The sequence below is a fragment of the Stenotrophomonas sp. GD04145 genome (genome assembly GCF_029835135.1).
GTDB lineage: Bacteria > Pseudomonadota > Gammaproteobacteria > Xanthomonadales > Xanthomonadaceae > Stenotrophomonas > Stenotrophomonas maltophilia_P.
Genome location: NZ_JAODZG010000040.1, coordinates 1 through 13,090, shown reverse-complemented (window position 1 = coordinate 13,090; position 13,090 = coordinate 1). Strand labels below are relative to the sequence as shown.

Here is a 13,090-nt window from a genome sequence, read left to right as displayed (position 1 = left end):
CTCAGGGCTTGTTGGCGATCAGCGAGATCACTTCGAAGTGCGGCGGCCGCTTCTCGCGGGTGACCGTCTCCAGGCTGGAAACCTGCAGGCCGGCCTTGTCGACGAACTTCTTCAGTTCCTTGTCGCTGAAGCCCAGGTTGACGTGACCATAGGCTTCCACCGCTGCCTTGTGTTCGTGGCGCGCCAGGCTGCACAGCAGCAGGCGGCCGCCCGGGCGCAGCACGCGCGCGGCTTCGGTGACGGCCTGCGCCGGCTTGCTGGCGTAGGTCAGTGCGTGCATCAGCACCACCAGGTCGAAGCTGCGGTCCTTGAAGGGCAGGGCATGCATGTCACCCTCGCGCACTTCCACATTGGGCAGGCGGCGCAGGCGTTCACTGGCAGCGGCCACCACGCGCGCGCTGGTGTCGATGCAGATGTAGCGCTTGGCATGCGGTGCCACCAGTTCGGCCAGCACGCCGTCGCCGGACGCGATATCGAGCACGTCGCCGGTTTCCAGCAGGGGCAGGGCGGTACGCGCCAGCGCCTCCCAGGTGCGGCCCGGAGAATAGTGACGTTCCATGTCGCCGGCCACGCTGTCGGCCCAGTTCTGGTCCGCGGCGCGGCTGGCCAGCACGGCGGCGACCCGTTCAGCGTCCTGTCGCAGCAGTGGATCGTCGCTTCCGTTGCTCAAGGCATGCCACAATGCGCGCTGCGCCGGATCCAGCTGCGCTTCGTCGAAGCGGTAGTAGGCCGACACGCCGGCGCGGCGGTCGCGGACCAGGCCCGCTTCCTTCAGGCGCGCCAGGTGAGTGGACACGCGCGGCTGGGCCAGCCGGGTGATCGCCGAAAGCTCGGCCACGGTCAGCTCTTCCTGCTCCAGCAGCGCCAGCAGGCGCACCCGCGTCGCATCGGCGAACACCTTCAGGCGGGTTGACCAGTCTTCCAGATCCATGAATATCTACCTATCGCGATATAGAGATATATTCGCTGGATCGGCCGCCGTGGTCAAGTCGGTGGCGTATGGAAACTCCCCGGGCCCCGGTACAATCGGCACACCTGGGCGCGCGCTGCGCGGCCATAACCTCATGTACCCGGGAGGGTGTTGTGGATTTCAGCTTTACTGAAGAGCAGTTGATGCTGCAGGACGTGGCGCGGCGCATCGCGCAGGAGAAGATCGCCCCGAGCGCGGAGCATCATGACCGTACCGGCGAGTTCCCGCTGGAGAACATCCGCCTGCTGGGCGAGAACGGCCTGATGGGCATCGAGGTACCGACCGAATACGGCGGCGCCGGCATGGATCCGATCGCGTATGTGCTGGCGATGGTGGAGGTCGCCGCTGGCGACGCGGCCCATTCGACCATCATGTCGGTCAACAATTCGCTGTTCTGCAACGGCATCCTGACCCACGGCAGCGAGGAGCAGAAGCAGAAGTACGTGCGCGCCATCGCGGAGGGCGAGGCCATCGGTGCATTCGCCCTGACCGAGCCGCAGTCCGGTTCGGATGCGACCGCCATGCGTTGCCGCGCGGTCAAGCAGGCCGACGGCACCTACGTCATCAACGGCAAGAAGAGCTGGATCACCTCCGGCCCGGTGGCCCGGTACATCGTGTTGTTCGCGATGAGCGAGCCGGACAAGGGCGCGCGTGGCATCACGGCTTTCCTGGTCGACACCGAAAAGGCCGGCTTCGGCCGTGGCAAGACCGAGCCGAAGCTGGGCATCCGTGCCTCGGCGACCTGCGAGATCGAATTCAACGATTACGTCGCCCAGCCGGAAGACGTGCTGGGCCAGGAGGGCGAGGGCTTCAAGATCGCCATGGGCGTGCTCGATGCCGGGCGCATCGGCATCGCATCGCAGGCCATCGGCATCGCCCGTGCCGCTTATGAAGCGACGCTGGAGTATGTGAAGGAGCGCAAGGCGTTTGGCGCGCCGATCGGTACTTTCCAGATGACCCAGGCCAAGATCGCCGACATGAAGTGCAAGCTGGACGCAGCCCTGCTGCTGACGCTGCGCGCGGCATGGGTGAAGGGCCAGGGCAAGCGTTTCAGCAATGAAGCGGCCATCGCCAAGCTGACGGCGTCGGAAGCGGCGATGTGGATCACCCACCAGGCCGTGCAGATCCATGGTGGCATGGGCTACTCCAAGGAAATGCCGCTGGAGCGCTACTTCCGCGATGCCAAGATCACCGAGATCTACGAGGGCACCTCGGAGATCCAGCGCCTGGTGATCGCCCGCAACGAGACCGGGCTGCGCTGAGTCGAAACGGCTGCGCCGCTGCAACAGCGGCGCAGCCGGTAGATCCATGCCCTGCATGCACGGGCCTGTTGGTCGGGCGATGCCGATCTGTTCCAATGCAGGGCCTTTTTTACAGGTTCTGCAGAGATGATCTATCGAGGTTGGGGAATCCTGACACTGGTGACGCCGATCGCAGCGATCCTGCTGCTGGCTTACCTCTTCCCGCACGATGGCCCCCGGGGCAACATCCCGCTGCCCCAGGTGCTGCTGGGGGCAGGCATTGGTGCAACCGTGAACGTGCTGCTGGGCTTGTGGCTCAACCGTACTCCCCGGCAGAAAGGGGAAGCTGCGCCCCACCACTTCTTCTTCGTACCCATGCAATGGGCCGCGCTGGTTCTGCTGGCGGTGTGCGTGGCGGTCGCGCTGCTGCGCTGATCTGCTCTGGCATCCCCCCGCGATAAACAAAAAAGGCCCCGGATCGCTCCGGGGCCTTTTCGTTGCAGCGCAGGGTGGATCAGCGATCCGGACGATGCGCTGCTTCGCCCTCACGCTGGCGGCTGAGGAATTCCTTCGACGGCTCGTCCAGCTTGTCGCCGAGCATGCGCCGCACGACCACGAAGAAGACCGGGATCATCAGCAGGCCGAGCAGGGTGGCGAACAGCATGCCGCCGATCACGCCGGTACCGATGGCGTGACGGGAGTTGGCGCCGGCGCCGCTGGAGATCGCCATCGGGATCACGCCCATGATGAACGCGAAGGACGTCATCAGGATCGGGCGGAAGCGCAGGCGTGCCGCCTCGATGGTGGCATCGCGCAGGTTCTTGCCCGCCGCACGCTGCTCCACCGCGAACTCCACGATCAGGATCGCATTCTTCGCCGCCAAGCCGATAACGGTGATGAGGCCGATCTTGAAGAACAGGTCGTTCGGCAGGCCACGCATCATCGACAGGCCGATGGCACCGAGCACGCCCAGTGGCACCACCAGCAGCACCGCTACCGGGATCGACCAGCTTTCATACAGCGCCGCCAGGCACAGGAACACCACCACGATGGACAGCACCAGCAGCAGCGTCGCTGCGTTGCCGGCCAGGATTTCCTGGTAGGACATGCCCGACCAGTCGTAGCCGAAGCCGGCCGGCAGGTCGTTGTTGACGATGCTCTCCATGGTCTGCATCGCCTCACCCGAGCTGGTGCCCGGCGCCTGCGAGCCGACGATGTTGATCGCCGAATAGCCGTTGTAGCGGCTCAGTGACGGCGATGCGGACACCCATTCGGACTTGACCACGGTGCTCAGCGGGATCATCGCGTTGGTGCCGTCGGCGTTGGTGGTCAGGCTGGAGGGGCTGTAGAAGCTCTTCAGCGACTCCTGGCCGGTGCGGTACGGGCCATCGGCCTGCATGGTCACGCGCTTGATGCGGCCTTCGTAGAAGAAGTCGTTGACGTACACCGGCGCCAGCATCAGCTGGATGGTGCTGTACACGTCCGACACCGACATGCCCATCGACTGCGCCTGCACGCGATCCACGTGCAGCTGCAGCTGCGGAGCGTTCTCCAGGCCGTTCGGACGCACGCCAACCAGTGCTTCAGGCTTCTGCGCCGCCTGGCCAAGCAGGATGTTGCGGGCCTGCGTCAGCTGCTCGTAGCCGGCACCACTGCGGTCCTGCAGCCACATGTCGAAGCCACCGAACTGGCCCAGGCCCTGCACTGTCGGCAGGTTGACCACGAAGATCTGCGCTTCCTTGATGCCGTAGAACGCGCCGTTCATGTTCTGGATGAACTCCGGCGCGGTGAACTCGCGTTCTTCCCACGGCTTCAGGCGGATGAAGCCCATGCCCACGTTCTCGCCGGAACCGACGAAGCTGAAGCCGGCCACCTGCAGCATGCCTTCAAAGCCATCCTGCTTTTCCAGAATGCCGCGCATCTGCGCGAACACCTCGTTGGTCTGGCCCTTGGTCGAGCCCGGGGGCAGCTGCACGATCGCCAGCGCATAGCCCTGGTCTTCTTCCGGCAGGAAGCTGCCCGGCATACGCGTGAACAGGAAGCCGCACAGCGCGGTCAGTACCACGAACAGGATCATCCAGCGCGGGGCATGGCGCACCGCCGAGGTGATGTGGCCCACGTAGGTGTGGCTGATCTTGTCGTAGTACTTGTTGAAGGTGCGGTAGACGATGTTCGGGTTGTCGTTGTGCGTCGGCTTCAGGAAGGTCGCGCACAGCGCCGGGGTGAAGCCCAGCGCGAGGAAGGCCGAGAACGCCATCGAGATGGCGATGGTCAGCGCGAACTGCTTGTAGATTTCGCCGGCGGCACCGCCCTGCAGTGCGGACGGGATGAACACCGCTGCCAGCACGACGGTGATCGCCACCACCGCGCCGGTGATCTGGGTCATCGCCTTCTGCGTGGCCGGCTTCGGCGCCAGGCCTTCCTCGCTCATGATGCGTTCGACGTTCTCGATCACCACGATGGCGTCGTCGACCACGATGCCGATCGCCAGCACCATCGCGAACAGGGTCAGCTGGTTGATCGTGAATCCGATCATCCACATGCCCAGGAAGGTACCCAGCAGGGCGACCGGGATGACCAGGGTCGGGATCAGGGTGGCGCGGAAGTTCTGCAGGAAGATCAGCATCACCAGGAACACCAGCAGCACCGCTTCGAACAGGGTCTTGACCACTTCCTGGATCGAGATCTTGACGAAGGTCGTGCTGTCGTACGGCGAGAACCAGGTCACGCCGGCCGGGAAGCTGGGCTGCAGTTCGTCCATCTTGGCGCGCACCGCATCGGCCACGTTCAGGGCGTTGGCGCCCGGCAGCAGCTGGATGGCGAAGGCACCGGTCGGCTTGCCGTTGTACTGGGTGTCGAAGCCGTAGTTGTTGGCACCGAAGGCGACGCGGGCGATGTCCTTGAGCAGCACGCGCGAGCCATCGGCGTTGGCGCGCAGGATGATGTTCTCGAACTCCTGCGGCGAGCTGAAACGTCCTTCAGCCGACACGGTGGCGGTGAAGTGCTGGCCTTCCGGCGACGGGTCCGAGCCCAGTGCACCGGCGGCGAACTGCACGTTCTGCGCACGCACGGCAGCCAGGACCTGGCTGGCCGAGAGACCATAACCCTGCATCTTCTCCGGGTTCAGCCAGATGTTCATGGCGTACTCGGAACCGAACTGCTGGGTGCTGCCGACGCCGGGAATGCGCGAGACCTGGTCGAGCACGCGCGAACCGACGATGTCGTTCAGCGCGTCACGGTTGATCGCCGCCGTATCCGACTGCAGGGCCACGACCATCAGGAAGCCGGCATTGGCCTTGGCCACCACCACGCCCTGCTGGGTCACCTCCGACGGCAGTCGTGGCGTCGCCAGCGACACCTTGTTCTGCACCTGCACCTGGGCGATGTCCGGATCGGTACCGGTCTCGAAGGTGAGGGTGATCTGCGCGCGGCCATTGGACGAGGACGAAGAGCTGAAGTACAGCAGGTGATCGATACCGGTCAGCTGCTGCTCGATCACCTGGGTGACCGATTTTTCGGTGGTGTCCGCGCTGGCGCCCGGATAGGTGGCCGAGACGGTCACCTGTGGCGGGGCGATGTTGGGATAGGACTCCACGCCCAGGTTGAGGATCGCGATCACGCCGCTGAGCGAGATCAGGATCGCTACCACCCAGGCGAAGACTGGATGTTCGATGAAAAATTTAGGCATGACGGAAGGTTCCCGTTACTGCTTGTTCGAGTCGGTGGCGGCCGGCGCGGCCTTGTCGGCTGCGTCGGTCTGGGCCGGAGCCTTGTCGGCGGCAGCGGCGGGTGCGGCCGGGCCGGCACCGCCGGCCGCGGGCTTGCCGGCGGCGTCCTGACCCGGGGTCCAGGGCTTGGCGACGGCCGGGCTGCCTTCCTTGACCTTCTGCACGCCGGCCACGATCACCTTGTCGCCGGCGGCCAGGCCATCGCTGACCAGCCAGTTGCCGCCCTGTGCGCCTTCGGTCTTGACGTTCTTGCGCGCGACCTTGCCATCGGCACCGACCACCATCACGTAGCCGCCCGTGGTGTCGCGCAGCAGCGCCTGCTGCGGCACCAGGTAGGCATTGTTGCGCTCGCCGAGGTTGGCCTGGAAGCTGACGAAGGCTCCCGGCAGCAGGATCTGCTGCGGATTGGGCAGCAGCGCACGCAGCGACACCGCGCCGGTGGCCGGGTCGACCGTAGTCGAGGAGAAGTCGAGGGTTCCCGGCTCGCTGTAGGTGCTGCCATCGGCCAGCTTCACGTTGACGGTGGCCTTGCCGTCGCCGGCCAGGGCCAGGGCGCCCTTGGCCTGCTGCGCGCGCAGCTGGGTCAGCTCGTCCACGCTGAGCGAGAAGTTGACGTACAGCGGATCGAGCTGGTCGACGGTGGTCAGCAGGGTCACGTCGCCCTGGCCGACCAGTGCGCCCTCGGTCACCTGCTGCTTGTTGGCCACGCCGCTGATCGGCGCGGTCACTTCGGCGTAGCCCAGGTTGATCCGCGAGGAGGTCACCGCCGCTTCGGCCTGCTTGACCGCGGCCAACGCAGTGCGCTCGGCCGATTCGGCGTTGTCCAGGTCGGACTTGGAGACGAACTGCTGCGGTGCCAGCGAGCGGGCACGATCGGCCGCCACCTTGGCGTTGGCGTAGGTGGCGCGCGCCGACGCCAGCTGGGCCTCGGACGCGTTCAGCGAGGCGCGCAGCGGTGCCGGGTCGATCAGGAACAGGGTCTGCCCCTGCTTGACCTGGGAGCCTTCCTGGTAGACGCGCTTGAGCAGCACGCCCGGCACGCGTGCGCGGACATCGGCACTGCGGAACGGCGACAGGCGGCCGACCAGCTCGCGCTGCAGCGGCAGGGTCTGCGGCTTCGCATCGATCACGCCCACCTCCGGCGGCGGGGGTGTCTGCTGTTCCGGTTTCTTGCAGGCAGCCAGCGCGACAGCAACGGCGCACGTCAAGGCAAGGGTGCGGAGTGGGGCGGTCATCAGGAGGAACTCCGGGGTTGGTTTGTAGACGGGGCCGGCGACGGTTGCGGCGCAAACGCGCGCAGGAAGCTGTCGACGGAGAACTCTGCCCAGCGCCGACGCAGGAGCGCGTCATCACGATGGGGGGTATGGAAGCGCTGTTTGTCGAAATCCTGACCGGCGATCATGCTCAGCAGCAGTTCGGCCATGAAGTGCGGGTCGTCATGCCGGAGCAGGCCACGCCTGCAAACGGTTTCAATCCATTCAGAAAGATGAAGTGTCAGCGCGCCAGCACCATGCCGGTACAGCGCCCGGGCCTCTTCGGGGAACTGGGCGGCATCTGCAGCGATCAGCCGGCAGGCCTGGCCGACATGCGGTTGGTTGAAATGCTCCAGGAAGTCGATGGCGAACTGCAACAGGCTGGCACGCAGGTCGTCACTGCGGAGTGCACGCAGCATTGCTCCTGTCGCGTGTCCCACATGCCGCTGCATCACCCGCCGCAGCAGTTCCTGCTTGCTGCCATAGCGCGAGTACAGGGTCTGCTTGGAGCAGCCGGCCTGCTGGGCCACCGCATCCATGCTCATCTGCATGCCCTGCCGGGCCAGCAGTTCGCGCACGGCATCGAACACGCGCTCATCGCGCGCATCGAGGGCAACGGGGAAGTAGGCCGGGTTCACGCGGTGGACTATACCGTCCAGTTCAGGATTGTGGAATCGAAACGACGTTCCCGCGTGTGTCTTCCGGTAACACGCTTTGCCGATCCTGTCGGCAAGGCGGCCGCCCCCCGCTCGCTCCGTACCTGGGCGAACTGAATAGGCGTCTAAACCGCAGCAAACCCGAATCTGCTTATTCCGTCCTGCAGCAAGGCCTTTTCGCGCGGGAGGGCTACAATTTCATTTTCCCAACTGAGCAAGCGCATCGCTCTGCCATGAAACCGCAAAAAACCGCAGCCAAGACCGTGAAAAACAAGACCAAACCAGCTGAGTCGGAGGTCGCAGTGACCGCTGGTTTCTCCCTGGAGCCGGTATACACGGCCTTGCGCAAGCGTTACCCGGCGGCCGCCCAGGCCGAAGCAGTGGCGTTTGCCGCTGACTTCTACAAGCGCATGGAGGCGGACGAGTTCCCGCACCACAGCGCTGAAGAGTGGGCCGCGCTCGCGGCCGAGACGCTGGAGTTCGCCCGTGCCCGCAAGGCCGGCAAGGCCAACGTGCGCGTGTTCAATCCGACGGTGAAGGCGAACGGTTGGGAATCGCCGCACACCGTGCTGCAGATCATCAACGACGACATGCCGTTCCTGGTCGACACCGTGACCATGTCACTGGCCGAACAGGGCGTGGGCGTGCACGTGCTCGGCCACCCGGTGCTGCGCTTCACCCGCGACAAGGCCGGCAAGCTGGTCAAGGTCGGCGAGGGCGAGGCCGAATCGGTGATGCTGCTGGAGATCGACCGCCAGCCGGCCGATGCCATGGCCGCCATCGAGCAGGCCATCGGCAAGGCGCTGGACGAAGTGCGGGCGATCGTGCGCGATTGGCAGCCGATGAAGGACAAGGCACTGGCACTGGCCGACGATCTGGGCAGCCGTGCGCTGCCGGTCGACGATGCCTCGCGCAGGGAAGCGCAGGAGTTCCTGCGCTGGGCCGCCGACAACCACTTCACCTTCTTCGGCTACCGCGAGTACCGCGTCGAGAAGCAGGGCAAGGAAGACGTGCTGGCGCCGCTGAACGAGACCGGCCTGGGCCTGATGCGCGGCAAGGACAAGTCCGCCGCACGCCCGGTCAAGACGCTCGCCGCCCAGGGCCTCAACGCCACGTCGGGGTTGAAGGACGCGCTGATCCTGACCAAGACCAATGCGCGCTCCCGCGTGCACCGCGCCGGCTACATGGACTACATCGGCGTGCTGGAATTCGACGCCAAGGGCAGGATCATCGGCGAGCAGCGCTTCCTCGGCCTGTTCACTTCCAGTGCCTACAACCGCCGCCCGTGGGAAATCCCGCTGGTGCGCCAGCGCCACGAATACGTGATGAAGCAGTCCGGCCTGGCCGCGTCCAGCCACAGCGGCAAGGCACTGCGCCACATCCTGGAAACCCTGCCGCGCGAAGAACTGTTCCAGTCCAGCGAGGACGAACTGTTCCGCACCGCGATGGGCGTGCTGGGCCTGCAGGAGCGCGTGCGCAGCCGCCTGTTCCTGCGCCGTGACAAGTACAGCCGATTCATCTCCGCGCTGGTCTACCTGCCGCGCGAGCGCTTCAACACCGACGTGCGCCTGCGCATCGAGGCGATGCTGAAGGAAGCGCTGCATGGCGAGTACGTCGACAGCTCGGTGGTGCTGGGTGAATCGCCGCTGGCGCAGGTGCATCTGATCGTGCGCCCGAAGCCCGGCGAGATGCTTGACGTGGATACCGCCGAACTGGAGCGCAAGCTCGCCCAGGTGCTGCGCAACTGGCAGGACGACCTGCGCGAAGCGCTGGTGGCCCGTCATGGCGAAAGCGAAGGCCTGCGCATCGCGGCCCGCATCGGCAAGGCACTGCCGGCCGGCTACATCGAAGACAACAGCACCGCAGTTGCCGCCAACGACGTCAGCCAGCTCGACGCGCTGACCGGTCCGGACGATCTGCGCCTGAGCCTGCAGGCGGTGCCGCGCGAAAGCGGCGATGGCCTGCGCCTGAAGCTGTACCGCCAGCTGGACGACATTCCGCTGTCCGACGCGCTGCCGATGATGGAGAACATGGGCCTGCGCGTGATCGCCGAGCGCCCGTACCGCCTGTCGGTCGACAACGCTCCGGTATACGTGCAGGACTTCGAGGTCGAATCGACGGCCGGTGCGATCGATGCCGCCAGCGTCGACGAAGCATTCGGCGAAACCTTTGCCCGCGTCTGGCACGGTGATGCCGAGAACGATGGCTTCAACCGCCTGGTGCTGGCCGCCGGCCTGCACTGGCGCCAGGTCGCCATGCTGCGCGGCTACTGCAAGTATCTGCTGCAGACCGGCGTGCCGTTCTCGCAGGCGTACGTGGAAGGCACGTTCGCCCGCTATCCGCTGCTGGCGCGCCTGCTGGTCGAACTGTTCGAAGCGCGCTTCGATCCGGCCACCGGCCACGAGAGCAAGGACGACATCGCGGCCGGCCAGGCCCAGCTGAAGGCTCACTTCGATGTGCTGGCCGCCGGCGACGAGGCCACCCTGAAGGTGCTCAAGACCGTGGTCGATGCCCGCAAGGGTGACCGCGACGCGCAGATGCAGGCCGCGCGCGATGCGTTGCTGAAGCTGATGGACCGCGTGTCGAGCCTGGACGAAGACCGCATCCTGCGTTCGTTCATGGGCGTGATCGATGCCACCCTGCGTACCAGCTACTACCAGACCGACGCCAATGGCCAGCACGGCCATGTGATCAGCTTCAAGTTCGACTCGGCGCTGGTGCCGGACCTGCCGAAGCCGCGTCCGTACCGCGAGATCTTCGTCTACGGTCCGCGCGTGGAAGGTACCCACCTGCGCTTCGGCGCGGTGGCCCGTGGCGGCCTGCGCTGGTCGGACCGTCGCGAAGACTTCCGTACCGAAGTGCTGGGTCTGGTCAAGGCGCAGATGGTCAAGAACACCGTCATCGTGCCGGTCGGTGCGAAGGGCGGCTTCTTCGCCAAGACCCCGCCGGTGAACGGCGACCGCGACGCGATCTTCGCCAACGGCGTGGCCTGCTACAAGCTGTTCATCCAGGGCCTGCTGGACATCACCGACAATATCGTCAACAACAAGATCGTGCCGCCGGTGGATGTCGTGCGGCACGACATGGACGATCCGTACCTGGTGGTGGCCGCCGACAAGGGCACGGCGACCTTCTCCGATATCGCCAACGGCCTGGCCATCGCGCACGGCTTCTGGATGGGCGATGCGTTCGCCTCCGGTGGTTCGGTGGGGTACGACCACAAGGGCATGGGCATCACCGCGCGCGGTGCATGGGAGTCGGTCAAGCGCCACTTCCGTGCGCTTGGCCGTGACAGCCAGAGCCAGGACTTCACCGCGGTCGGCGTCGGCGACATGTCCGGCGATGTGTTCGGCAACGGCATGCTGCTGTCGCGCCACATCCGTCTCGTCGCGGCATTCGACCACCGCCATATCTTCCTTGACCCGAACCCGGACGCGGCGACCTCGTTCGTCGAGCGCGAGCGCATGTTCACCGTGCCGCGTTCGAGCTGGGCGGACTACGACGCCAAGCTGATCAGCAAGGGCGGCGGCGTGTACCCGCGCAGCCTGAAGTCGATCGAGATCACCCCCCAGGTGCGTGAAGCGCTGGGCCTGGACGAGAACGTCAAGGCGCTGTCGCCGAACGACCTGATGAGCGCGATCCTGAAGGCACCGGTGGACCTGCTGTGGAACGGCGGCATCGGCACCTACGTGAAGGCCGCCAGCGAGCAGCACAGCGATGTCGGCGACCGTGCCAACAACGCACTGCGCGTGAACGGTGGCGAGCTGCGCTGCAAGGTGGTGGGCGAGGGCGGCAACCTCGGCATGACCCAGCTGGGCCGTATCGAGGCCGCGCAGGCCGGCGTGCTGCTCAACACGGACTTCATCGACAACTCGGCCGGCGTGGATACGTCGGACCATGAAGTCAACATCAAGATCCTGCTCAATGATGTGGTGCGGGCGAAGAAGCTGACGGTCGACCAGCGCAACAAGCTGCTGGCCTCGATGACCGATGAAGTCGCCGACCTGGTGCTCAACGACAACTATCGCCAGAACCAGGCGCTGAGCCTCATGGAGCGGATGGCGGTCAAGCGCCTGGGTTCCAAGCAGCACTTCATCCGCACCCTGGAACAGCAGGGGCTGCTGGATCGGCAGATCGAGTTCCTGCCGTCCGATGCCGAGCTGTCCCAGCGCAAGGCGCGCGGCCAGGGCCTGACCCGTCCGGAACTGTCGGTGCTGCTGTCCTACTCCAAGCTGGTGGCGTTCAACCAGCTGCTGGAGTCGGATATTCCGGAAGATCCGTACCTCTCCAAGGAGCTGCTGCGCTACTTCCCCACGCCGCTGCAGAAGAAGTACGCCGATGCGATGGAGCGTCACCGCCTGAAGCGCGAGATCATCGCCACGGCGGTGACCAACCAGACCATCAACCGCATGGGCGCAACGTTCCTGATGCGCATGCAGGAAGACACCGGCCGTTCCATCGCCGAGGTCGCCAAGGCCTACACCATCAGCCGCGAGACGCTGGATGCGCGCGCGCTGTGGGCGCAGATCGACGCCCTCGACGGCAAGGTGCCGGAGTCGGTGCAGATCGACGCGCTGGAGGTGATCTGGAAGCTGCAGCGTTCGTTCGTGCGCTGGCTGCTGTCGCGTCCGGGTGCGATGCCGGGCATCACTGAAGCGGTCAACCGCTATCAGGGCCCGTTCAACGACATCCGTGTCGCGTCGGGTGTGCTGCCGGACTCGCAGCGTCCGACCTACGAGGCGCTGGTGGCCGAGTGGAAGGAGAAGGGCCTGCCGTCCGCGCTGGCACAGCAGCTGTCCGAGCTGCACTTCCTGGAACCGGCGTTCGACATCATCGAACTGGCCCGTACCCGCAAGCTGAAGCCGGTGGACGTGTCCAAGGTGCACTTCCGCCTGGGCGATGCCCTGCAGCTGCCGTGGCTGTTCGAGCAGGTCGATGCACTGGAAGTCAACGGCCGTTGGCATGCGGTGGCACGCGGCGTGCTGCGCGACGAGCTGGCCGCCAACCATCGCAACCTGGCCGGTCAGGTGCTCGCCACCAAGGGCGGCAGTGCCGAGGCCAAGGTGGCTGCATGGATGGGCCGCGATGACAACAGCCTGCGCTTCACCCTGGCAATGCTGGCGGAACTGGCCGAGCAGAAGACCCTGGACTACCCGACCGTCTCGGTCGCGGTCCAGCGCCTGGGCCAGCTGGCCGCACACGGTGCGTGACTGATGTAGTGCCGGGCCACGCCCGGTCTGCG

At 65.8% G+C, this 13,090-nt stretch carries 7 protein-coding genes; 3 read left to right on the top strand and 4 right to left on the bottom strand.

Annotated features, from left to right (window positions below; translation table 11 throughout):
* Window position 1 precedes the first annotated feature (1 nt).
* On the bottom strand, window positions 2-931 hold the full coding sequence (locus N7367_RS15595; protein ID WP_053515410.1) for a metalloregulator ArsR/SmtB family transcription factor: 930 nt from the start codon (window positions 929-931) through the stop codon (window positions 2-4).
* 152 nt (window positions 932-1,083) lie between these two features.
* Between N7367_RS15595 and N7367_RS15590 the strand changes: the two genes are divergently transcribed.
* Both N7367_RS15590 and N7367_RS15585 read left to right on the top strand, forming a co-directional pair.
* A complete protein-coding gene (locus tag N7367_RS15590) occupies window positions 1,084-2,232 on the top strand; it encodes an acyl-CoA dehydrogenase family protein (RefSeq protein WP_053515412.1) in 1,149 nt (382 codons plus the stop codon).
* A 126-nt stretch (window positions 2,233-2,358) separates the two neighbouring features.
* Window positions 2,359-2,646, top strand: coding sequence for a hypothetical protein (locus tag N7367_RS15585; protein WP_253120396.1), 288 nt, complete (start codon window positions 2,359-2,361; stop codon window positions 2,644-2,646).
* A gap of 79 nt (window positions 2,647-2,725) precedes the next feature.
* On the opposite strand, the gene N7367_RS15580 is transcribed toward N7367_RS15585, so the two are convergent.
* The 3 genes from N7367_RS15580 to N7367_RS15570 are packed head-to-tail and all read right to left on the bottom strand — an operon-like array spanning window position 2,726 to window position 7,830.
* The gene (locus tag N7367_RS15580) at window positions 2,726-5,899 is read right to left on the bottom strand and encodes a multidrug efflux RND transporter permease subunit (RefSeq protein ID WP_053515416.1); all 3,174 of its coding nucleotides are present in this window, start codon (window positions 5,897-5,899) and stop codon (window positions 2,726-2,728) included.
* A gap of 15 nt (window positions 5,900-5,914) precedes the next feature.
* Complete coding sequence (locus N7367_RS15575; RefSeq protein WP_053515418.1) at window positions 5,915-7,174, bottom strand: efflux RND transporter periplasmic adaptor subunit; 1,260 nt, start codon at window positions 7,172-7,174, stop codon at window positions 5,915-5,917.
* Complete coding sequence (locus N7367_RS15570; RefSeq protein ID WP_053515419.1) at window positions 7,174-7,830, bottom strand: TetR/AcrR family transcriptional regulator; 657 nt, start codon at window positions 7,828-7,830, stop codon at window positions 7,174-7,176. The genes N7367_RS15575 and N7367_RS15570 overlap by 1 nt, the downstream gene beginning before the upstream one ends.
* A gap of 251 nt (window positions 7,831-8,081) precedes the next feature.
* Between N7367_RS15570 and N7367_RS15565 the strand changes: the two genes are divergently transcribed.
* Window positions 8,082-13,058, top strand: coding sequence for an NAD-glutamate dehydrogenase domain-containing protein (locus tag N7367_RS15565; RefSeq protein WP_065182907.1), 4,977 nt, complete (start codon window positions 8,082-8,084; stop codon window positions 13,056-13,058).
* The last annotated feature ends 32 nt before the right edge of the window (window positions 13,059-13,090 follow it).

Coding starts and splice junctions, on each gene's coding strand:
- N7367_RS15595 (WP_053515410.1), bottom strand. CDS start 931: ATGGATCTGGAAGACTGGTCAACCCGCCTGAAGGTGTTCGCCGATGCG.
- N7367_RS15585 (WP_253120396.1), top strand. CDS start 2,359: ATGATCTATCGAGGTTGGGGAATCCTGACACTGGTGACGCCGATCGCA.
- N7367_RS15580 (WP_053515416.1), bottom strand. CDS start 5,899: ATGCCTAAATTTTTCATCGAACATCCAGTCTTCGCCTGGGTGGTAGCG.
- N7367_RS15575 (WP_053515418.1), bottom strand. CDS start 7,174: ATGACCGCCCCACTCCGCACCCTTGCCTTGACGTGCGCCGTTGCTGTC.
- N7367_RS15565 (WP_065182907.1), top strand. CDS start 8,082: ATGAAACCGCAAAAAACCGCAGCCAAGACCGTGAAAAACAAGACCAAA.